Source organism: Flagellimonas ochracea (assembly GCF_009903685.1).
In the GTDB taxonomy this organism is placed as follows: Bacteria; Bacteroidota; Bacteroidia; order Flavobacteriales; family Flavobacteriaceae; genus Flagellimonas; species Flagellimonas ochracea.
In genome coordinates this window covers 902,267-925,400 of record NZ_JAAABI010000001.1, presented here as the reverse complement: position 1 = coordinate 925,400, position 23,134 = coordinate 902,267, and the positions used below count along the sequence as shown (strand labels likewise).

Annotated in this window: 20 protein-coding genes; 10 read left to right on the top strand and 10 right to left on the bottom strand. The window is 41.1% G+C overall.

Translation table 11 applies throughout. The features are described from left to right. Positions 1–11: 11 nt before the first annotated feature. The 5 genes from GTQ34_RS04345 to GTQ34_RS04325 all read left to right on the top strand — a co-directional run bounded on the left by GTQ34_RS04345 (position 12) and on the right by GTQ34_RS04325 (position 8,587). A complete protein-coding gene (locus GTQ34_RS04345; RefSeq protein WP_166522524.1) occupies positions 12–1,358 on the top strand; it encodes a M24 family metallopeptidase in 1,347 nt (448 codons plus the stop codon). A 141-nt stretch (positions 1,359–1,499) separates the two neighbouring features. Then, entirely contained in the window at positions 1,500–3,287 is a 1,788-nt protein-coding gene (locus tag GTQ34_RS04340; RefSeq protein ID WP_166522523.1) for a carboxypeptidase-like regulatory domain-containing protein, read from the top strand. 3 nt (positions 3,288–3,290) lie between these two features. Further along, a complete protein-coding gene (locus GTQ34_RS04335; RefSeq protein ID WP_166522522.1) occupies positions 3,291–5,453 on the top strand; it encodes a TonB-dependent receptor plug domain-containing protein in 2,163 nt (720 codons plus the stop codon). A 186-nt stretch (positions 5,454–5,639) separates the two neighbouring features. Then, the gene (locus GTQ34_RS04330; RefSeq protein WP_166522521.1) at positions 5,640–7,442 is read left to right on the top strand and encodes a tetratricopeptide repeat protein; all 1,803 of its coding nucleotides are present in this window, start codon (positions 5,640–5,642) and stop codon (positions 7,440–7,442) included. Continuing rightward, on the top strand, positions 7,439–8,587 hold the full coding sequence (locus tag GTQ34_RS04325; protein ID WP_166522520.1) for a carboxypeptidase-like regulatory domain-containing protein: 1,149 nt from the start codon (positions 7,439–7,441) through the stop codon (positions 8,585–8,587). Before GTQ34_RS04330 ends, GTQ34_RS04325 begins: the two co-directional genes overlap by 4 nt. Before the next feature lie 8 nt (positions 8,588–8,595). Here GTQ34_RS04325 and GTQ34_RS04320 read toward each other — a convergent pair whose 3' ends face one another. Then, positions 8,596–10,224, bottom strand: coding sequence for an acyl-CoA carboxylase subunit beta (locus GTQ34_RS04320; RefSeq protein WP_166522519.1), 1,629 nt, complete (start codon positions 10,222–10,224; stop codon positions 8,596–8,598). A gap of 67 nt (positions 10,225–10,291) precedes the next feature. On the opposite strand from GTQ34_RS04320, the gene GTQ34_RS04315 reads away from it, so the two are divergent. The 3 genes from GTQ34_RS04315 to ettA all read left to right on the top strand — a co-directional run bounded on the left by GTQ34_RS04315 (position 10,292) and on the right by ettA (position 13,241). Further along, entirely contained in the window at positions 10,292–11,275 is a 984-nt protein-coding gene (locus GTQ34_RS04315) for a Gfo/Idh/MocA family protein (protein WP_166522518.1), read from the top strand. Positions 11,276–11,346: 71 nt separating this feature from the next. Further along, complete coding sequence (locus GTQ34_RS04310; RefSeq protein ID WP_166522517.1) at positions 11,347–11,523, top strand: CAL67264 family membrane protein; 177 nt, start codon at positions 11,347–11,349, stop codon at positions 11,521–11,523. A gap of 26 nt (positions 11,524–11,549) precedes the next feature. Then, positions 11,550–13,241 carry an energy-dependent translational throttle protein EttA gene (gene ettA / locus GTQ34_RS04305; RefSeq protein WP_166522516.1) on the top strand — a complete coding sequence of 564 codons (1,692 nt, stop codon included), beginning with the start codon at positions 11,550–11,552 and terminating at the stop codon, positions 13,239–13,241. 10 nt (positions 13,242–13,251) lie between these two features. Here the strand turns inward: ettA and GTQ34_RS04300 are convergent, their stop codons facing one another. Continuing rightward, on the bottom strand, positions 13,252–13,944 hold the full coding sequence (locus GTQ34_RS04300; protein ID WP_166522515.1) for a hypothetical protein: 693 nt from the start codon (positions 13,942–13,944) through the stop codon (positions 13,252–13,254). Positions 13,945–14,011: 67 nt separating this feature from the next. Then, positions 14,012–14,803 carry an MBL fold metallo-hydrolase gene (locus tag GTQ34_RS04295; RefSeq protein ID WP_166522514.1) on the bottom strand — a complete coding sequence of 264 codons (792 nt, stop codon included), beginning with the start codon at positions 14,801–14,803 and terminating at the stop codon, positions 14,012–14,014. Positions 14,804–14,968: 165 nt separating this feature from the next. On the opposite strand from GTQ34_RS04295, the gene GTQ34_RS04290 reads away from it, so the two are divergent. Beyond that, the gene (locus tag GTQ34_RS04290) at positions 14,969–15,856 is read left to right on the top strand and encodes a hypothetical protein (RefSeq protein WP_166522513.1); all 888 of its coding nucleotides are present in this window, start codon (positions 14,969–14,971) and stop codon (positions 15,854–15,856) included. Positions 15,857–15,941: 85 nt separating this feature from the next. On the opposite strand, the gene fumC is transcribed toward GTQ34_RS04290, so the two are convergent. Next, positions 15,942–17,339: a class II fumarate hydratase gene (gene fumC, locus GTQ34_RS04285; protein WP_166522512.1), complete on the bottom strand. Its 1,398-nt coding sequence runs from the start codon at positions 17,337–17,339 to the stop codon at positions 15,942–15,944. A 139-nt stretch (positions 17,340–17,478) separates the two neighbouring features. On the opposite strand from fumC, the gene GTQ34_RS04280 reads away from it, so the two are divergent. Beyond that, on the top strand, positions 17,479–17,658 hold the full coding sequence (locus tag GTQ34_RS04280; protein WP_166522511.1) for a hypothetical protein: 180 nt from the start codon (positions 17,479–17,481) through the stop codon (positions 17,656–17,658). 28 nt (positions 17,659–17,686) lie between these two features. Here GTQ34_RS04280 and GTQ34_RS04275 read toward each other — a convergent pair whose 3' ends face one another. The 6 genes from GTQ34_RS04275 to GTQ34_RS04250 form a co-directional block, all read right to left on the bottom strand. Continuing rightward, a complete protein-coding gene (locus GTQ34_RS04275; RefSeq protein ID WP_166522510.1) occupies positions 17,687–18,175 on the bottom strand; it encodes a hypothetical protein in 489 nt (162 codons plus the stop codon). 105 nt (positions 18,176–18,280) lie between these two features. Beyond that, positions 18,281–18,622 carry an arsenate reductase (glutaredoxin) gene (gene arsC / locus GTQ34_RS04270; protein WP_166522509.1) on the bottom strand — a complete coding sequence of 114 codons (342 nt, stop codon included), beginning with the start codon at positions 18,620–18,622 and terminating at the stop codon, positions 18,281–18,283. A gap of 10 nt (positions 18,623–18,632) precedes the next feature. Further along, a protein-coding gene (gene prfB / locus GTQ34_RS04265) for a peptide chain release factor 2 (protein WP_166522508.1) occupies positions 18,633–19,731 on the bottom strand; the annotation gives its coding sequence in 2 pieces (ribosomal slippage) (positions 18,633–19,667 and positions 19,669–19,731; 1,098 coding nt in all). A gap of 43 nt (positions 19,732–19,774) precedes the next feature. Further along, positions 19,775–20,632 carry a transglutaminase-like domain-containing protein gene (locus GTQ34_RS04260; RefSeq protein WP_166522507.1) on the bottom strand — a complete coding sequence of 286 codons (858 nt, stop codon included), beginning with the start codon at positions 20,630–20,632 and terminating at the stop codon, positions 19,775–19,777. 40 nt (positions 20,633–20,672) lie between these two features. Then, a complete protein-coding gene (locus GTQ34_RS04255) occupies positions 20,673–21,620 on the bottom strand; it encodes an alpha-E domain-containing protein (RefSeq protein ID WP_166522506.1) in 948 nt (315 codons plus the stop codon). Between the two features lie 4 nt (positions 21,621–21,624). After that, positions 21,625–23,094 carry a circularly permuted type 2 ATP-grasp protein gene (locus GTQ34_RS04250; protein WP_166522505.1) on the bottom strand — a complete coding sequence of 490 codons (1,470 nt, stop codon included), beginning with the start codon at positions 23,092–23,094 and terminating at the stop codon, positions 21,625–21,627. Positions 23,095–23,134: the final 40 nt, after the last annotated feature.

Here is a 23,134-nt window from a genome sequence, read left to right as displayed (position 1 = left end):
ACATAAATCAAATGAAAAAAGCGCTGTTTACCTTTTTATTTATTCTATCCCTTACTTCATATTCACAACAAATATTACCAGAATCTGAAAGGGCCCGTGTTGTTGATGAAATTTTGGAGGAACGCTTCAATACCCTGCTACCCCAACTTATGGATGAAACGGGCATTGATATGTGGGTTGTGATTTCTCGTGAATATAATGAGGACCCAGTACTGCGCACCATGCTACCGGCCACATGGTTGAATGCCCGAAGACGGACCATTCTTGTTTTTTACAGGAACAAAGAAAAGAATACAATGGACAAATTGGCCGTGGCGCGGTACAATGTGGGAAAAAGCATTGTATCTGCTTGGGACAAGGAAAAGGAACCAAACCAATGGAAACGTTTAATGGAATTGATTGAGGAGCGAAATCCAAAAAATATCGGACTCAACTTTTCCAAGGACCATAACATTGCCGACGGATTGGACAAAACAGACTATGACGAATTCATGAGTCATCTGCCCAAAAAGTACCATTCTCGTGTCGGAACCGCGGAACAATTGGCAGTTAGATGGATTGAAACACGGACCCCAAGGGAGATGACTATATACAGTCAGTTGGTGGATATTACCCACGATATCATTGAAGAGGCCTTTTCAGAAAAGGTAATAACCCCGGGGATCACAACAACAACTGAAGTGGAGTGGTGGATGCGCCAAAAAGTAACTGATTTGGGGTTGGAGACTTGGTTTCACCCCACTGTTGATATCCAACGTACAAGTGAAGAATTGGTAGGACATTTATACTCGTTTTCAGGTCGACCTGATAATATGATCATCCAGCGTGGAGACCTTTTGCACTGTGATTTTGGAATAACCTATTTAAGACTGAACACAGACTGTCAAGAACTGGCTTACGTTTTAAAGCCAAAAGAAAACAAGGCGCCCGATTTTTTGGTCAACGCCCTTAAAGATGGAAATGCTGTACAGGACTTTTTAACCAAAAATATGGTTGAAGGAAGAACAGGAAATCAAATCTTGGCCCAGGCATTACAGGAGGGTAAGGATGCAGGACTGCGCCCGGCCATATATACCCATCCCTTAGGTTCGTATGGGCATTCCGCAGGGACTACCATCGGCATGTGGGATTCACAGGGAGGTGTAATGAAAGATGATGGCGAAAACTATCCCCTAAACCAAAACACTGTCTACGCCATCGAGTTAAACACCACGGTGAACATACCTGAATGGAAACGGGATATTCGAATCATGCTGGAAGAAGCCGGTTTTTTTGGTGAAGATGGTTTTCGATATGTGAATGGGAGGCAAACCGAACTCATGTTGATTCCCAGACCGAAGCAACAGCTTTCAAACTAGATACTTAGCAGAACAAATTGGGAGTGTGATAAATCCTAAAAAAATCATAAATGTGTTAAAAATCGCACAGAAAAGCCTTAGTTTAAGATTGGATTAATCGGTTATAAATTTTGTTGAATGTTCTTTAAAAATAGCATTGCTATGAAATATAAATTTTTGCTCGCGCTGTTGGTCTTTCCCATAACCCAATTTGTTTTTTCGCAAGCCCAATTAAAGAAAGTGGAAGGCATCATAACTGATGGTTATATGCCGTTACAAAATGTCAACATCACGGTGAAGGAGGATGAAACAGGAGTGCTTACGGATGAAAAGGGTCGATACGAGATTCGTGTGGATGAAGGGCAAACCCTGGTGTATAGCTATGTCGGTAAGCAATCTATTGAAATTGTTGTTGAAGATGTAACACGATTCTTGAATATTGAGATGTATGACAAGATTGAGGTCTTGGATGGGGTAACGGTTACCAAGAGAAAGAAAAGATCTCAAAAAGAGCTTTTAGAAGAGTACAATAACAACAAGGATTTATTCAAGACTGCTTTTGGCATTTTGGACAAGAAGCGTATCGGATATCGAATGGTCACCGTAGATGGGGAGGATTTGAGTCAGGCCGGACAAGATTTTGTGGACGGGCTCCAATCTCGAATACCGGGCATGCAGGTGTTTAGGCCCAATGCCTTACGACCTGGTGGAGGAGCAAGAGCTAAAGTGTTGGGAAGACCTACCGACTTAACAGTCCCAGTGGTATACCTGCCAAGGGCGCTGCGGTCTATCAATGTGGTACCTGCTGCTTATGATGTGGATGGTATTATTTACACAGATGCACCCACATTCATCAATATCAATAATATTGAAAGAATTGCCGTGATAGAGTCTTTGGCAGGGGTTGCAAAATATGGCTCCGTAGGTGCAGGAGGTGTCATTGTAATAAATACCAAGGTTGGGAATACGGCCAAAAAGGAACCAGGCACCAAAAAACCTTTTGATCAAGCCAAGCTCAGAAATAACTTTGTCGACGATGAGGATGTGGCTTCTACCTCCAGACCGCCCGAGTATTTGTCAATACTTAATCAATCCAAAGAAAGGGACCAAGCGCGGTCCACATATCAAGAACTTCAAAAACGTTACGCCAGCTCGCCGTATTTCTATTTGGATGCCTTTAGCTATTTTAATAGTGATATGAAGGATATGAGCATGGCTGATGAGATCACTAATAGATTTTCGCAGGATCCTACGGTATTAAAGGCGCTTGCTTACAAATTGGAAGAAACTGGTGACCACAAGGATGCCATTGAGATTTTCAAGGATGTGTTTGTCCTACGACCCCACTACGTTCAGTCCTATTTGGACCTTGCCAAAAGTTACCAATACGCAGGTCTTTTGGAAAACTCCGCCAATTTGTTTGCTCGATACAATCATTTGATCAATGAATCTTTTTTTGAAGCATCTAAAACATTCACACCAATTCTTAGAAGGGATTTTGATAATTTGCTTGCGCTTAACGGAGCAATTATTGGAAATAATAGCACCACATTGAAATTGAACCAAGACGACTTTGACGGAACAAGATTGGTTTTTGAATGGAATAATGGTGAAGCGGAGTTTGAATTACAGTTTGTTAATCCTGACAACCAATATTTCACTTGGAAACATACCCTGCAGGATAATCCTGAACGAATCAAAGAAGAAAAAAAGCATGGTTTTTCAAGTGAAGAATACCTTATTTATGAACCACAGGGGGGCACTTGGGGCGTTAATGTAAAATACATGGGAAACAAGAGTCTGACCCCAACCTATCTGAAAGTAACCGCATACCATAACTTCAATACCAAAAACCAAAAAAGAACCATAAAAGTCTTCCGATTGGGTGAGAAGAATAAAAACCTACGGTTGTTGTCAATAAACAGTACTGACTTTTTGGCCATCAATTAGAAAATGAAAAGACACAGTTTAATACTCCTATTGCTTCTTTCCAGCATGGCATTTTCACAGCAGAGTAAGAAAGTTACTATTTGCTGGGATGTTTCCTTATCAATGCAGGACCGGGACACCTTTAGGGAGTTTTACTTTTTGGATGCCTATTTCCAAACTGCCAAACAGGCCGAGGTCACATTGCTTACATTTAGTGATAAAGTCCTCTCAAAAGATAGTTTTACAATATCCAACGGTAATTGGGAGGCACTCAAACAAAAATTGAGCGGCCTATCCTATGACGGTGCTACATCCTTTCAAAATTTGGGAAACTATGCAGGGGAAGGTGAAGTGCTTTTGTTTACGGATGGATATCAAAATGCAGGTACTGGGTCTCCCCAGTTTAAAGGCGAATTGTTTATCATTAACGGCAAAAAGGAATTTGATAGGGCCAGTTTAAACTTATTGGCGATTGTGAACAATGGAAATTTGGTGAATCTACCAGAAAGAAGTGATCTGGACAATCAAAATACCAGAGGTAAATCCTACTCAGGTGTTGTTTATGAGGGAACCACCGGGGTACAAAATGCTTTGGTATATATTAAGGGGAATGTTGATGAAAAAGCTTATACGGATGAAGGGGGAAGCTTTAGCATTAATGGAGTTGTTGGAGACACGCTGGTCATTTCCAATAAAGGCAAAGTATCTGAGTTTCCTTTGGATGAAAACCGCAATCTTAACTTCTCATTGTCCGATGGGCGGGTTCAATTGGAAGAGGTAATTCTTGAAGGGGAAAAGATTGAAGTGCCAGAGAATTATGAAGTCACTACGGGATTTGGAAAGGAAAATCCCGATAAAATTGGATATGCAGTACAATCCATAACGGAGGATGATATCAGCGCTGTATCTACATCCGGGAATAGGGCGATTCAAGGAAAATTTTCTGGGGTACAATTGGGGCAGAATGATGATTTAAGTCAAGTGACAATGCGCCCCAGTAACTCGATTTTGGGAAACAATTATGGCCTCATCGTAATTGATGGTGTCCCAATTGAGCGTTCAAACTCATTTACTGGAAAAATTGCGAGCACCGACTTTATAGATCCACAGAACATAGCTGAAGTAACAGTGCTTAAAGGACTTTCAGCCACCAACCGTTTTGGCAGCATGGGTGCCAATGGTGTACTTTTGATTACCACAAAGACTTCACAGGTAGCGGGAGGTACCGCAGATAAACCTGACTTGGCCCGACTGAAGAACAATGTTTACGATGAAAAGATAAAGGTGAACAACAAAACCTTGGTGACGCCTTACTTAAAGGAACTCAAGAACGGCAAAACTCTTAAAGAAGCGTATGACATTTATCTCAAACAAAGAGAATCTTATAAGGATGTACCGGAATATCTATTGGATGTATTCGAATTTTTTTACGACTCGAGCCCAGAAATTGCAAAGAGGATTTTATCCAATATTTTAGAAAAGAAGGATCCTAGTTACGAAGCACTTCGGGGAATGTTTTTAAAGTGCTCGGAAAAAGAGAATTACGAACTGGCCTTATTGGCGGCCCATAAAAAGTTGGATTTGTTTCCCAACAAGATACAATCGTATTTGGATATGGCACTGGCTGAAAGAAATAGCGGCAATTATCAAGAGGCCTTAAATATGCTCAATGGCATGATTACTGGGAAAATCAATCCAAAAGTAAACTTCAATAAAGCTGAAAAAGTAATTGGAACCGAAATAAGGAATCTGATAAACTTAAAGCGCAATCAATTAGATTTTTCCGAAGTAGATTCTAATTATCATAACAACCTCACCTATAACGCCCGAGTGGTTTTGGATTGGAACAACCCTGATGCTGAGTTTGTGGTCCAGTTTGTAAACCCCCAAAAGCGTTTTTTCAATTGGGGGCATACCGAAGTAAGCGACAGGAACCGAATTTTAGATGAACTCCGTCATGGTTTCTCCAACGAACAGTTTGAAATTGTGGGTGCCGAAACTAAGGGGGATTGGTTGTTGAATGTGACGTATTTGGGCAATCGTTCATCTGCTAAGAAAACCCCAACATTTCTTAAATGTCGGGTTCAATACAATTTTGGCAGATCTAATCAAAGTGAAGAGGAATTTTTGGTTCGTCTTCATGAGGTCGAGGAAGTTTATGAACTGGCCAAGTTCAGCGTGAACTGATGAAGCCAAAACCCCGGCAATATTCTTATAGATTGATCATTATAGACGGTAGTTGCATCTTTTCATGACCAACGAATTAAGGAAAATTTAGGAAAGTAAAATTGATATTCTCTCAATGTTTCCATAACTTCATAACTATAAGTATTTCGCTTTCAATACGTTGTTGGCCATTAAAACTTTTCCGCTATGAAAAAATCATTGACTCTCCTTGTTGCTCTTGTATGTATTGTACATGCCTATTCCCAAAATGGCAATCGTGTTGTCCTGGGAACTATCTCCGATGATGAACAACCGCTGTCCGATGCAGAAGTTGAGGTTGTTGACAAAGATGTAAAGACAAAAGCCAAAAAGGACGGTAGCTATGCGATTCCTGTCGAAACAGGCGATATCATTGCCTATACAGCTCGAGGCATGGAAACCCTGAAAATAAAGGTTGAAGATGTCACCAGGGTTTTGAATGTTGACCTTTCTCCTAAAGTAAAGCAGTTACAAAATGTGACGGTCACCGAAGCTGATACAAAAGCGGAATCTGCTATGAACCAAGTTAAACTCCGAAAGCAAAAGAAAAAGATTCGCACAGCTTTTGGAACTTTGGACAAATCTAGAGCAGGTTATGCAATTCGAATTTTGGACCACGAGGATTTTCTTCCTGGTGAGTACAATTTGGTCAACGTGCTACGAGGCCGGTTTCCGAATTTGAATTTTGGTTTTGCCAGGCCTTTTACTAGAGGTAGGGGAAGGGGACCGCAAGGCACACCTTTTACAGGTTCCAACAATATAAATTCTGTTTTTTTAAGAGGAAACGTACCCGTAGTTTATGATATCGATGGTCAAATATTTACCGATTTCCCTTATTTCTTGGATGTGCAAAACATTGAACGTATTGCCTTGATACCATCGCTGACGGGCACTGTACGTTATGGAACTTTGGGCAAAGGCGGAGTAATTGTGATCAACACCAAAACAGCCAGTGGAAACTGGTATGATGAAAATGATACCTATGATGAAACGGGCAGACTGCGCAATAACGTCTATGATGGCACTGCCTTGACTCAAAACGAGTTGAATCAAGGGGCACCAACATATTTGAAACGGCTGCAGTCCGCTACATCCTTAAGTGAAGCCAAAAACGTTTATGAAACCAATGTGGTGAAATATGCCACCTCTCCGCACTTTGTCTTGGATGCATATCGACATTTTCATGAATCAAGAAATGAACAAGATTATGCAGACGACATCATCAAAAGGAAATATGGCCTCTTTAAAAATAATGCAGTAAACCTAAAAGCATTGGCCTATATGTATGAGGCTCAAGGTCGGTATGAGAAAGCCTACGAAGCATATAAACAAGCCTTTATCCTGAGACCGCAATATGCCCAATCTTATTTGGATCTTTCCAATAGTAACCGAAATTTAAACAAGGATAGAAGAGCGGCCGTGTTGTACTCCCGATATTTCTATTTGTTGAAAAAGGGGATGATGGAAACAGATTCAGCAGGCTTTTCAAAAATTATAAATAGGGAATTCAACAATCTCTTGGCCTTGAAAAAGGCTGAAATGCTGAACGAGGATGAAATTGGCAAAATCAGGGTGGACAATGAAGATTTTGAGGGTACTCGCCTGGTCTTTGAATGGAATGATGGTGAAGCAGAATTTGATTTGCAATTTGTAAGTCCCAAAAAGCAATTCTATACTTGGGAGCATACCTTGGAAGAAAACAGGGCAACAATCATACAGGAAAAAGAAATGGGGTACTCATGCGCTGAATTTCTAATTGATGAGTCGCTACCAGGAAATTGGAAAATCAATGTAAACTATCTGGGCAACAAAAGTTTGACCCCAACTTACCTGAAGGCAACTATTTATCACAATTATGGTTCCAAGTTGCAACAGAAAGAGACTAAGGTGTTTAAATTGGATGTTAAGAATGTGAATCGCGAGCTTTTTAATATCAACAAGGGTGTTTCGACCCTGGCGAACAATTTATGACCCAACGGTTTCCTATACTTCTTGCTTTCATTTTGGCCATGCCTTTGGTCGCTCAAAAAGATTTTAAGGGCAAAGTCGTAGATGCCAAAACAGGTGGTCCCATTCCCTATGTTAACATTGGAATAATAAACATCGGAATAGGAACAGTCAGTGATGAGAAAGGTGCTTTTCACTTGGAATTTAACCAAGGAATCCTTCAGCTGGACGAAGACGTAATATTCTCTTCATTGGGCTACAAGCCATTCAAAATACATGTATCTGACATTGAATTTGGGTATAATGAACACCGAGAGATAAAATTAATGCCTTCCGCAGTACAATTACAGGAAGTTGTGGTTACCAATGCTGATACTGATTCCAAGTTTGTGGACGAATTGGTTGGACACAAAAATTACGGAAGTAATAATTTTGGATATTGGAAGGAAGATACCGCTCTTGGCGGAGAATTGGCAACGCTAATACCAGTGAAGAAAGGGCTCAGAAAATTAAATTCTTTGGGATTTGAGGTTTTGCAGAACAATATGGACAGTCTACTTGTTCGTGTAAACATCTATGATAGCGATGGAAAATGGGGAACGCCCAAGACCAATTTAAACACTTCCGGAAAGAACATTTTGCATAAAATCAAAAAAGCGGACACCTATTGTACCGTCAATTTAAAACCGTATTCCATTTTTGTGAAGGACGATTTTATAGTTTCCCTCGAATTGGTCCAAGTGTTCGGCAATAATGCAGTCGAGTTGGTAATACCAGCAGCAATCAGCGAATCAGGTTCGTTTAGAAGATACGCAAGTCAGGGCAAGTGGGAAAAAATATCAGAATCGGGGATGGGTTACCACTTGGACACGTCGGTCTTGGTTGCAAAAGACAAAGCAGAGTGCATAGAGCAGCGTGAGGCAAAAAAGAAAAATAAGCAAAACAAAGTATATGGCTTCGTAATCAGTAACAGAAGAATGCTTGCTGGAGTGCAGGTGATAAACATGAGGACTAAAGAACAGGTTGAAACCGATAACAATGGTAGGTATATAATTCACGCAAAGGAAAAGGATATACTGTTGTTCTCCAATGCAGGCTATAAGTCAAAACAACGTAGAGTGGTAAAAGAACCTACCATGAACGTTATTCTAGAAATGGATGGTCGGTGAGGTTTGTGTTATACCTGCAATACACCCATATTGAACTTTTTCTCGATGGGCGCATGATTGGCAGCTTCAATGCCCATGGAAATCCACCTACGCGTCTCAAGCGGGTCGATAATGGCATCTGTCCACAATCTAGCTGCGGCATAGTAGGGTGAAATCTGATGATCATAGCGATCCTTGATTTTGTTGTAGAGTTCTTTTTCCGCAGCATCATCCAAGGGTTGTCCTTTCTTCTCCAATGATGCTTTCTCAATTTGCAACAAAACTTTGGCTGCCGAATTTCCACTCATCACCGCAAGCTCGGCACTGGGCCAAGCAACAATCAATCTTGGGTCATAGGCTTTTCCGCACATGGCATAGTTTCCGGCCCCATAGCTGTTGCCAATCACCACGGTGAACTTTGGAACTACAGAATTGCTTACGGCATTCACCATTTTGGCTCCATCCTTTATGATGCCCCCGTGTTCACTTTTACTTCCTACCATAAAACCGGTGACATCTTGCAAAAAGACCAAAGGAATTTTCTTCTGGTTGCAATTGGCAATAAAACGAGTGGCTTTGTCCGCAGAATCTGAATAAATGACACCACCAAATTGCATTTCGCCCTTTTTGGTCTTCACCACTTTACGCTGGTTGGCAACAATGCCCACGGCCCATCCATCAATTCGGGCATACCCTGTTAGTATGGTTTTACCGTAGCCCTCTTTGTATTGTTCAAACTCCGAATTGTCTACCAACCTTTTTATGATTTCCAGCATATCATATTGGTCCGCTCTCGAAACAGGAAGTATTCCATAGATATCATCAGGATTTTCAGCAGGTTTTCTGGATTCAATCCGATTGTACCCCGCTTTCTCAAAATCTCCTATTTTGTCTACAATGGTCCTTATTTTGTCCAAAGCATCCTTGTCATTCTTTGCCTTATAGTCGGTGACACCACTAATCTCAGAATGGGTGGTAGCTCCTCCCAGGGTCTCATTGTCAATGGATTCTCCAATGGCTGCTTTTACCAGATAGCTCCCTGCCAAAAAAATGCTTCCGGTTTTGTCAACGATTAAAGCTTCATCACTCATTATAGGAAGGTAGGCTCCGCCTGCAACACAACTGCCCATCACCGCCGCAATTTGGGTAATGCCCATGCTACTCATAATGGCGTTGTTTCGAAAAATACGACCAAAGTGTTCCTTATCTGGAAAAATCTCATCCTGCATAGGAAGGTACACTCCGGCACTATCCACCAAATAAATAATCGGCAGTCTATTTTCAATAGCGATTTCTTGCGCTCTCAGGTTTTTTTTACCCGTTATCGGGAACCAGGCACCGGCTTTTACGGTGGCATCGTTGGCAACTACCATACATTGTTTGCCCTTTATATGACCTATCATTACAACCACACCGCCAGACGGACAACCTCCATGCTCCCCATACATTCCTTCGCCTGCAAAAGCGCCAATTTCTATGGCTTCGGAACTATCATCCAATAGATATTCAATACGCTCCCGTGCTGTCATTTTGCCCTTGGCATGGTGTTTTTCGATGCGATTTTTGCCACCTCCCAGTTTCACTTGCGACAAGCGTTTTTTTAGTTCAGAGCTTTTTAACTTATTGAAATCTTCGTTCTTGTTGAATTTAATATCCATATCCAATTTCCCAATTGCTTACTGTCGGCTAAAGATAAGGAGTTATAATCATTACTTTTGATTTAGTATGGAAGCAAAAATCAATTGGGGAATTGTTGGCCCAGGAAATATAGCCACCAAATTTGTTCAGAATCTTAAACTATTGGATGAAGCCAAAATAGTAGGAGTTGCCTCCAGATCTTTGGAAAAAGCCGAACGATTTTCCAAAGAACATAATATTGAAGAGGCCTTTGGAAGTTATAAAGCCCTTTTTTCATTTGAAGCAGTCGATATCGTTTATATAGCGACACCCCATCGATTTCATAAAGAACTGTCGATAGAGGCCATGAATGCTGGTAAACATGTACTTTGTGAAAAACCTTTGGGAGTAAATAGGGGAGAAGTTGAAGAATTGGTCAGCGCGGCACGGAAAAACAACGTGTTTTTGATGGAAGGGCTTTGGTCTCGGTTCAATCCATCCATCAAGGCTGCTAAAAAAATGATTGATGATGGTGAAATTGGCGATGTAAACTATTTGCATGCTGATTTTTCGTTTTATGCCCTAGATCGTGATGAGCAATCGAGACTCCTAAATCCAAATTTGGCATCCGGCTCCCTTTTGGATGTTGGGATTTACCCTATTTTCTTGGCGTACTTACTTTTGGGAAAACCCAAGGACATCCATGCGGTTTCAATTTTTCATTCCAATGGAACAGAATTGCAGACCTCAATGATTTTCGAGTATTCCAAGGCTCAAGCATCGTTGTTCAGCGGATTTACCTGCAATTCGGAAATTAGAGCTGGGATTTTTGGCTCGGAAGGTGAACTTTTCATTCATCCCAGATGGCATCAGGCCCATGAGTTTTCAAGGATCAAAAATGGGGAAACAGAGGTCTTCCAATATCCGTTAATGGGCAACGGTCTTTTTTATGAAATCGAGGAAGTGCATCGATGCTTGCGTGAGAAAAGATTGGAAAGTAGCCTTTGGACCCATCAGAACAGCTTGGATTTAGCAGATTTGTTGGATGCTGTTCGTGGGAAAAGTGGTATTGTTTTTCCTTTTGAATTATAAAACACCTATTGATTACAGGATTATTCCATTTTTTACGATATTTGATTTTCTTCTGAAACACATATATGGGAATGAACAAAAATACCGTGCTCGCTTGGGCCACTTGGATTATGATTTTTGTAGGAATGGGAATGATTGCCCTCGGAGCCTTCAAATACGATGAAGTAGCTGGATATGGTTTTGGCGCTGTTGGGATTGGTTTTTTCGCCGTTGCCTGGGTTTTTAATGCTTTAAAAGGCAGGGTATAATCTGCTTCAACTAAATTTTCGGTTTCATGTCAGACGATAAAAAGGTCATTTTTTCAATGTCCGGGGTCACTAAGACCTTCAAAACGGCCAATACCCCGGTGCTTAAAAACATCTATCTAAGCTTTTTTTACGGTGCGAAAATTGGAATTCTAGGATTGAATGGATCCGGAAAATCCACGCTATTAAGAATTATTGCTGGGGTTGATAAAAATTTTCAGGGCGATGTAGTCTTCTCTCCAGGATATACGGTTGGCTATCTGGAACAAGAGCCCCAATTGGACAACGACAAGACTGTTCTTGAGGTGGTAAAGGAAGGCGTTGCGGAAACAGTTGCCATTCTCGATGAATATAATAAGATTAATGACATGTTTGGCCTTCCAGAGGTCTATGAGGATGCCGATAAGATGCAAAAGCTGATGGACAAACAGGCTAGTCTGCAAGACCAGATTGATGCATCCAATGCTTGGGAATTGGATACCAAACTTGAAATCGCTATGGATGCCCTCCGAACTCCGGATTCCGATAAAAAAATTGAAGTCCTTTCTGGAGGAGAAAGAAGAAGGGTAGCGCTCTGTCGTTTACTATTGAAAGAGCCCGATGTGCTGTTGTTGGATGAGCCCACCAACCATTTGGATGCTGAGTCAGTACATTGGTTGGAACATCACCTTGCACAATATAAAGGAACCGTAATTGCGGTAACACACGACCGTTATTTCTTGGACAATGTGGCCGGTTGGATCTTGGAACTGGATAGAGGAGAGGGTATACCCTGGAAGGGCAATTACTCGAGTTGGTTGGACCAAAAGGCAAAAAGGTTGGCACAGGAATCCAAACAGGCCTCTAAAAGACAAAAAACACTTGAGCGCGAGTTGGAGTGGGTAAGACAAGGGGCCAAGGGCAGACAGGCCAAGCAAAAAGCCCGTCTAAAAAATTATGATAAACTTCTGAGTCAAGACCAAAAACAGCTGGAAGAGAAGCTGGAAATCTATATTCCCAACGGACCTCGCTTGGGCACCAATGTTATTGAAGCCAAAGCGGTGAGCAAGGCCTATGGAGACAAACTGTTGTATGAGGACCTCAACTTCAATTTACCGCAAGCGGGCATAGTAGGAGTAATCGGTCCCAATGGAGCTGGAAAAACTACCATTTTTAAAATGATTATGGGGGAGGAAACTCCGGATAAAGGTGAATTTGTTGTTGGGGAAACGGCAAAGATTGCCTATGTGGACCAAAGTCATTCCAATATTGACCCAAACAAAACCATTTGGGAAAACTTCAGCGATGGGCAAGAACTGGTAATGATGGGCGGTAAGCAGGTCAACTCTAGAGCTTACTTAAGCCGTTTCAATTTTTCTGGAAGCGAGCAAAACAAAAAGGTGAATATGCTCTCTGGTGGCGAACGAAACAGACTTCATTTGGCGATGACGCTCAAAGAAGAAGGCAATGTGCTGTTACTGGATGAGCCTACCAACGATTTGGATGTGAATACCCTGAGGGCCCTGGAAGAGGGACTCGAAAACTTTGCGGGCTGTGCGGTAATCATCTCACACGACAGGTGGTTTTTAGATAGAATATGCACCCATATTTTGGCTTTTGAGGGGAATTCACAAGTATACTTCTTCGAAGGTTCTTTCTCCGATTACGAAGAAAACAAAAAGAAACGCTTGGGAACAGATATTATCCCCAAGCGCATAAAGTATAAAAAGCTTATTCGATAAACTCGAAAAACTATTCTTGCTGCTCAAGGTTCTCAATACCTTCTTGCAAGAGCTTTCTAGCCCTTTCCAAATATGCAAGTTGATGAGCGGAAAGGCTATTGGGGTTCCTTACTCCCTCATCAGTGATGGTTCCAATGGTTTTTGAAAGTTCAATTAGTTTTCCTATTGCCTTTTCAGCGTTGGCGATTTTTTCATTGGCATGTTTGTCAAAAACCTTGACCATTTCCATTTCCATCGAGTTTTCGGAACTGGTCTCATCAGCTGTATTTGTATGGGCTTGATGCTCCAATTTGACACTATCATTATCTTCTACTGATTGTAATGTAGATATGCCTAAAGTGCAGTTATCCAAAATGGTAATGAGTTCATTGATTTGTCTCATGGCTTTTTTGGTAAAAAATCTGCCTGCATCCCAATCCACAGGTTCAATGGCCTTGTCCAAAGTTTCCATAACATCTATGGTTTTATCTCCGGCCTTTTCACAACTGCAATCCGCCATAAAAGACTTCCCTTTTTCAATCGCGTCCAAAGCCCTTTCTGCATAATACATTTGATGCTCAAAATTGGTGGCAGACAAACCTTTTTTTGTGTGGTTTAACGCATAGGTTACTTTGGAGTAAAAGCTATCACATTGATTGGGGAAAGATGCTTGCATGCAAAAAACGCATGCCAAAGCACATAACAAACGTAGTTTTGTATTCATAGGTCAAGTATTGATTTGGGGTCGATTTATACTCTAAACGATTAAAATGGAGTAATATTTTAAAAATTTAGAAATCATCATTGGGATACCAGTCCAATTGGACCACCTCTATGCTGGGATTTCCTGAGTTGACCAACTGCTTAAATCGTTGCACATCGCTTACTTCGGGTCTTCCTCGGTAATGATACGGATACACTTTGACAGGTTGAAATTCCAACACCGCATCAACTGCACGGTCCACAGTCATGGTATACGGCAGGTTCATGCACACGAAGGCCATGTCTATATTTTTCAATGCACGCATTTCGGGGATGTCCTCCGTATCCCCTGAAAAATATAATCGCTGTCCATCCATGTTCAGCACATATCCATTTCCTCTACCTTTTATATGGAAATCTTTGGCGTCTTCCCTTAGGTTGTACATGGGTATTGCCTCCACGGTGATTTCATATCGCTCCTTGCTTTCTCCGTTGTTCAGCACATCAATTTGGGGTGCGAATTCATCCGGAATTTTGTCGGCGACAGCCTGCGGGACTATAATCTTGGCCTTTTCGGTATCAAGCTCTTGCAAAGTTTCCAAACTGAAATGGTCTCCATGAATATCTGTTATCAATATAAGGTCAGGCTTATTTTGACCTTGAAACGCCTGCGACCCTCCTACAGGATCAACATAAATGGAAATCCCGTTCCATTCCAAAATCGCCGTAGCATGTTGAATGGGGATTATCTTCACTTCAGCAGAAGCCTTTGTTTCAGTTTGAGAATTGTTTTCCACTGAGTCTTCCTTTTCTTTTTGGACCTGTTTGCAGCTATATCCGAAGAACAATAAAACAACAAGGTAAATGCAGTGTTTTTTCATGATTTACTTTTTTTGAACTTCCCTAAAAATAGCGATAAGCCATTCATAATTAACTTTTTCGAACAATATTTTGTCCTTAAAAATCCAAATTTGAATCTAAAGCGTATATAAACCAAGTGAGATTGATTATTAACCCTATAACGAGAATCAATTAATTAAAAAGTTATGACTGAAACTAAAAGTAACAACGGATTAAAGGTAATCGCTGGTCTACTGGGTGTGGTACTTCTTGGAACCATTATCTATACCGTAAGTCTTTACCAAGATAAGAAAAAGACCACCGAAGCTCTTCAGAGTGAAAAAGCTGTGGTTGTAGAAGATTTGAACAATTTGAAAGCCGAGTATGACAAAGCTATCTTAGAGAGCAATGCCACTAATGAAGAGTTGGTTGCTGCGCGAGACAACATTGCAAAATATATTGACTCTGTACAAGGTATGAAAGCTGACATTGCTACACTTTCAAGATATAGAAGGCAAGTGAGTGTGCTAAAAGCAGAAAGGGAGAAATTGTTGAAACAAGTAGATTCCTTGACTCAATCCAACACTTTGTTGGCCATGGAACGCGACAGTACTTTTGTTGAATTGGAAAAACAAACGGTTTTCAATGATTCCTTAATTGTTCAGAACACCCAATTGGCTGATGCTGTTGAGAGAGGTTCTGCACTGAGTCTTTCTAAATTTTCTGTGGATGCTGTTAGAGAAAGAAGTAGTGGAAAATTGGTATCTACTTCAAGAGCAAAAGCTACTGATAAATTTAAAGTGTGCTTTACTGTAGCAGACAACGTTATTGCTGAAGCTGGTGACAGAGAGTTTTATATTGAAGTACTTGACCCTCAAGGAAATGTTTTGGGTGATAGTTTTTCAAAATCTACTGAAGAAGGAGCTTCCATAACCTACAGCAAGGAAACTAATTTCTACTATGAAAACAGCACCTTGGACGTGTGTGACTACATAAACAAGCCTGCTTCTGATTTCCAAAAAGGAAATTACATGGTGAATGTATATGATAGCAAGCTAAAATTGTTGGGGACTTCCAAGTTCATCCTAAAATAATATACACTATCCATTTTAAGACAAAAGCCCGGTTCACTATTTGAGCCGGGCTTTTCTTTTTTTTCCAATCTAGAGGAAACAGATTTTATTTAAGGTTTCCCACCATATCTTCTGGTTTCACCCACTCATCGTATTCTTCAGCGGTGACATAACCTAGTCGAATGGCTTCTTCTTTAAGTGTAGTGCCATTGGCGTGTGCTGCATTGGCAATCTCAGCTGCTTTGTAATAGCCAATCTTGGTATTGAGAGCGGTGACCAACATTAACGAATTGTTCAGTAACCTTTGGATGACCTCATGGTTGGGCTCAATTCCAACAGCACAGTTTGCATCAAAACTGACGCAGGCATCGCCAATAAGCTGGGCAGACTGCAAAATATTGGCGGCCATTACTGGCTTAAAGACATTGAGCTCATAGTGTCCTTGGGTACCTCCTACACTAATGGCAACATCATTGCCCATTACCTGGGCACATACCATGGTAAGCGCCTCACATTGTGTTGGGTTTACTTTACCGGGCATTATGGAACTTCCCGGTTCATTGGCAGGAATAATGATCTCACCGATTCCTGAACGAGGACCAGAAGCCATCATTCGAATGTCATTGGCAATTTTATTGAGCGAAACCGCCACTTGTTTCAACGCTCCGTGCGTCTCCACTATAGCATCATGGGAAGCTAGAGCTTCAAATTTGTTTTCTGCGGTTTTAAAAGGAAGACCTGTAAATGCTGCAATGTGCTTTGCCACAAGGACGTCATATCCCTCAGGGGTATTTAGGCCCGTTCCCACAGCGGTGCCCCCCAAGGCCAATTCACTTAAATGGTCCAACGTGTTCTTCAGGGCCTTCAATCCGTGGTCCAATTGGGAAACATATCCGGAAAATTCTTGTCCCAAGGTTAGGGGAGTGGCATCCATTAAATGGGTACGGCCAATTTTGACCACCCTTTGAAACTCCTTGGCCTTTTTTGCCAAAGTATCTCGTAGTTGGGTAATTCCCGGAATGGTTACTTCCACCACTTTTTTATAGGCTGCTATGTGCATTCCCGTAGGAAAGGTGTCGTTTGAGGATTGGCTTTTGTTCACATCGTCGTTGGGTTGGATGGTCTTCTCTCCTTCACCAATTTTCTTACCTGTTAATTCATGAGCTCTGTTGGCAATCACTTCGTTCACATTCATGTTGCTCTGGGTACCTGAGCCTGTTTGCCAAATCACCAAAGGAAATTGACCATCATGCTGGCCTGCTAAAATCTCGTCACAAACCTTTGCGATCAAATCTCTTTTTTCTACAGGAAGAACTCCAAGTTCGTGATTGGTATAGGCCGCTGCCTTTTTTAGATACGCAAAACCATAAACAATCTCCAAGGGCATGGACGCAGGTGCTCCAATTTTAAAATTGTTACGGGATCGTTCAGTTTGCGCCCCCCAATATTTATCAGCGGGCACTTTAACCTTGCCCATCGTATCCTTTTCAATTCTAAAGCTCATAGTTCAAGTTTTAATGATACAAATGTAGGGGTTAGGGAAAAAATTTGGTAGCTTATTTAGGCAAATGCACTTTTTTGATGGGAGATTTGTTTTTTTTATCCAAACTGCGGTATCTTTGTGTACATAAAAGAATAAAATAATGTTCGAGTTTGACCAGTATTTAGGTTTTTTAGCTTTTTTGACAATACTTACCATTGGTTTTTGGTTGATGATTTTCTTATTGACCTTTGTGGTTCCTTATTGGTTAGTGGGTAACCTTAGGGAGATGCTTAAGGAAAAAAGGGAAGCTAAACGAGCAGAGCAAGATACTACACCATAAAAAAAGAGGCCAAAAGCCTCTTTTTTTTTTATGATTTCTCTTTTTTCTTATTCTTCTTTTTCTTCTTCTTTTTTGCTTTGAACTTGTTTTCTTGCAGTTCTAAATAAGCATCGAACTTGTCCGGCGGAAGTCCAGCTTTTATTTCCTCATCCTGTCTTTTCTTAATTTTTTCTACCTCTTCTTTCATTTTTAGAGGGTCTAGAGCCAAAATCTCCAGTTCTATTCGCTGCTGGACAGATTTAACTAGTGTTGTTCGTACCACAGCTTCTTCAAAGGGGTCCAATTCCAAAGCTTCAGTAATTATAGGCATTTGTTGGTCAACAAGTTCATCGGCCGTTGGAGGGGTTGTTTCCTCAGGAGTGCTTTGGGATTGGGGTATAATACTCTGTTGCCTACCAAAACCAGCTCTTCTCCCCATGGGATTTCCATAGCCGAATTGCGCAACTAGATCATGCGCTGAAATAAGCCCAATCAAACATGAAAGAAAGACAAGGGTTTTGATTTTGCTGAAAGTCATAATATCGCTAAAGCTGTAAAAATAATAAAGTTTTACCCTAAAGCAGTTAAAAACAGATTAAATGCCTAAGGTTTGATACCATACTGAGCAATAACCTTACCAAATTCAAAGTAATGCCTTGATGTTTTCAGGTGGTCTTCCCAAAACTGCTTTGGTACCTTTAACAACAATAGGTCTTTCAATAAGCTTCGGATTCTGGACCATGGCTTGGACAATCTCATCATCAGATAGCGATTTTCCTTTATACTTTTCTTTCCAAATGGCTTCGTTTTTTCGAACCAAACCCTCAGGCGCAACACCTAAATATTGAATTACGGTTTTAAGTTCCTCTTCGGTTGGAATATTCTCTAGGTATTTGACCACTTCAAATTCCTGTCCGGATTCTTCGAGCAATGCCAGCCCTTCCCTCGATTTTCTGCATCTTGGATTGTGATAAATCTTCAACATAGCATATAGATTATTGTTCTTCGCTTTGACCCATCATCATGAGATAAGCCTTTAAAAAAGGATTTAGCTCCCCATCCATAACGGCATCCACATTACCGGTTTCTTCTCCGGTGCGCACGTCCTTCACCAGTTTATAGGGATGCATCACATAATTTCTTATTTGTGAGCCCCACTCAATCTTCATTTTTGAGGATTCAATTTCTGCACGGGCTTCCTGCTTTTTTCTAAGCTCTATTTCGTACAACTGCGATTTCAACATTTTTAAGGCCGTAGCCCTGTTGTCGTGTTGGGAACGAGAATCGGAACAAGAAATCTGGATTCCGGTAGGTCTGTGCACCAGTTGCACCTTGGTTTCTACCTTGTTTACATTTTGGCCTCCTGCACCGCTGGATCGTGCCGTGGTGATTTCAATGTCTGCAGGATTAATATCTATTTCAATGGTATCGTCTACCAATGGATAAACATAAACCGAGGCGAACGAAGTATGCCGTTTGGCATTACTATCAAATGGTGAAATCCGGACTAAACGATGCACGCCGTTCTCACCCTTCAACCAACCAAATGCATATTCACCCTCAATTTGCAAGGTGACGGTTTTAATGCCTGCAACATCGCCTTCTTGATAGTTGAGCTCTTTGACCTTATATCCATTTTTTTCGCTCCACATGATGTACATGCGCATGAGCATGGCCGCCCAATCACAGCTCTCCGTTCCACCGGCCCCGGCTGTAATTTGCAATACTGCCGTCAATTCGTCGCCCTCATCGGATAGCATATTTCGGAATTCCAGGTTTTCAATGGCCAACTGAGCTTTATCAAACTGCTGTTGGACCTCTTCTTCCTTCACTTCGCCAGCTTGTAGAAACTCCATAAAGACTTCCAAATCGCCAATCAAGGTTTTGGCAGCATTGAACTCTTCCACCCATTTTTTCTTGGATTTCAGGGTCTGCATTTGCTTTTGGGCCTCTTGGGGGTTGTCCCAAAATCCGGGTTCCAAGGTTCTTTCTTCCTCGTTCTCTATTTCAATCAGTTTGGCATCTATGTCAAAGATACCTCCTTAACGCACCAAGGCGTTCAATAAGATCTTTTTGCTGATCTGTGGTCACCATTACAAACAATTTCAGGCTAAAATAAACTTCTTTAATGTAATCATCACTGTTGTTGGGATGCTTTTACTTGAACGGAGTATTGGGTTTTGTTTTTCCCTAGGGTATACACTACACCTTTTAATGGAGCACAATCATTATAATCTTTTCCATGGGATACTTTGATATGGTTGTGATTGGCGAGGATATTGTTCGTTGGATCAAAACCGATCCATCCCACATTAGGAATATGGGACTCTGCCCACGCATGCATCTGGGAATCACCAAAAAAACCATTTCCTTGGTGCAGATAACCCGAAACATAACGGGAAGGTACTCCGTTCTGCTTGGCAATGGCACAGAACAAATGGGAGAAATCTTGGCAGACGCCATGCCTGTTTTCAATAATTTCGGAGAGTTGGGTGCCCACATCAGTTACCCCGGATTGAAAAATTAATTTTTCAAATACCCATTTGTTGAGGGCGACCAAGTTTTCAAAAATCGATTTCTTATTGTTAAACAGAAAAAGGTTTTCATATTTCGCTGATAGTTGGGTCAGCTTGGTTTTTCTTAGAAACGGTTCATGATCGACCCGATAATTGTGGCTATGCAAAAGGGCTCTTTCATGTTCAACGCTTTCCGGAAGCGGAAAATCATATGGATTTATTTCCTTTTTTGATAGTTTGAATGATGCCCTGAAGTTGATATGATCAGTCTGTTCCTTGGCGCGAACCTGAACTGTTTTAAAGCCCAGACCATTGATTGAAACGCTGTTGACCATCCCCAAGTCATTTTCAAAATTCCACGAAATCAGTTCTTGGGTATCGTTGTTTTCGGGAATGATCAAAAATTGCCAGAAAGCCTCGTTCAAACCCTTCTCATAGGTGTTGCGAGTTACGTATTCAATTTCATAGTCATATCCCATTGTTTGATTATTTCAAAGGATTCAAATTAGTCAATTTGCGTTAGTAGCCGAAGAATTCCTTTTCCATGCTCTCACTGATTTTGAACATTTTATCAAGAATACCGTTCAGGCAACCCTGAACATCTTCTGTGATTTCCTCGATTCTTTTGAATTCAAATTCAGCTCGGACTTTACCAACCAAAAATGCTGTGCTGTGCTTTTCGTGTTCGGCCTTGTTTTCCAATTCCTTTACATGGTTATATACTTGATTAATGCAATTCATGAATGAGCGGGGACATCGGCTGTTCAACAACAGAAATTCCAGTGTCGTTGTACTAGTCGGGGCTTTTTTGTACAACCTTCGCATCATGTCGTAAGATTCCGCACATTTCAATAAGGTGGACCATTCAAAACTGTTGGCCATGGTATCGCCATATCCCCCCTGTGCTTTTTGAGCATCGTTGAATTTGGTATTGATGATACGATTGATCTGGATGGCTCTTTCGATATTGACCCCCATCATGATTACGGCATAAACTTTATCATGTAACAAGGTTCCCCTAATTTTACCACGCAGTACGGCTGTCATTTCCGATACATTGATGGTAAAGTCATAGAGATTGGTTTTTACAAACGCCTCTTTCGGATACTTCATCACAAAGTGATAGAACTTGTTTAGGCTTTCATACAGTTCTGTAGATATCAGATCACGGGAACTGTTTGCATTTTCTCTGGCATTTTTAATACTATTGATAATGGAATAGCTTTCTTCTGGATTCAAGGCTATATCATAAAGCACTTGTTCTTCATCCAGATCCACAGAAGCATCATTGATAGAGTTGCCTACCATGAACAACATGGATTGCAAAACAAATTGTCTCGATTGTGAAAGCTGGTTGGGGGCATCCAGTGAAGAAAAATAGTTCACGTTCATAAAACGGGCAACATGTTCGGCCCTTTCGATATACCTACCCATCCAGAATAGGTTATTGGCTACTCTTGAAAGCATATATTTATTGTTGTTTTAGTACCCAAGTGTCCTTAGAACCGCCACCTTGGGATGAATTAACAATGAGATTCCCCTTTTTTAAGGCTACTCTTGTGAGTCCTCCCTTGAGTACAAATTGTTGGTCTTTGCCCAAAACCGTAAAAGTTCTTAAATCCACATGGCGTTGTTCAAAGGATTTTGTATCGTCGATATAGGTGGGATGTACGGAAAGTGACATGATGGGCTGTGCCACATATTTGCGAGGGGCTGCTTTTATCGTGTTCTTGACCTCATCAATTTCGTTTTTGGTCAACCGATTCCCAATTGATATGCCATATCCCCCAGCTTCGTCCACAGGTTTTATTACCAAGTTATGGATGTTGTCCAAGACGTATTTCAAATCATCGGGTCGGCTACAATGATATGTATGTACATTTTTAAGGATAGGCTCTTCATCTAAATAATATTTGATGATATCAGGGACATAGGTGTATATGGCTTTATCATCGGCAACACCAGTGCCCGGAGCATTCGCCAAGGTCACATTGCCTTTTTTGTAAGCCGCGAAAAGGCCAGGTACACCCAGTGCTGAATCTGGATTGAATTCCATGGGGTCGATAAAAAGATCATCGATTCTTCGGTACACTACATCTACCCGAACAGGACCGCTGATGGTTTTCATGTACACAAAATCGTTCTCTACGAATAAGTCCCTACCTTCAACAAGCTCAATGCCCATGGCCTTGGCCAAATAAGAATGTTCATAATAAGCCGAATTGAACATTCCAGGGGTGATGACTACACAAACAGGCACATCCACGCCATGAGGTTTCACGCTCTCCAACAGTGACAATAGATTCTCAGCATAGTCGGTCACCGTATGGGTTTTATAATGGTTGAACACCCCAAATAGGGCACGTTTTAAGGCAGTCCGGTTGCAAATCACGTAACTGACTCCAGAGGGACATCGAATATTATCTTCCAATACGTAGTAGTTGCCATCTGAGTGTTTGATAATGTCTGTTCCAGAAATATGGTTATAGATACGGCTGGGAGGGTCCAGACCCATCATCTGATGTAGATAATTTGGTGATGAGCTCAAAAGCTCTAAAGGCACCACGTTGTCCTTAATTATTTTTTTGTCATGGTATACATCCCATAAAAATTCATTGAGGGCCAGGTTACGCTGAATGGCCCCTTTTTCTATTAAATCCCATTCATCAGGATCTATGATTCGTGGGAAAAGATCAAAAGGAAAGATTTTCTCTTGACTTTCCTTGTCCCCATATACTTGAAAAGTGATTCCTTGGTTAAAAAATGATGACTTCGCTTTGTTGTTCAACTTCACGTAGTCTTTAATGGACCTCGCACCGTATATATCCAAAATCTTTTGATACACGGACTTTACATTGCCATTTTCATCGAAAACCTCATCAAAAAGACCTTCATTTTTCTGATAATTGGAAAAGATAGATTTATTCGAAACCTTGCCCATTTGGTTTTTCTTTTAAAGTATGGATTTTCAATCGTTTATT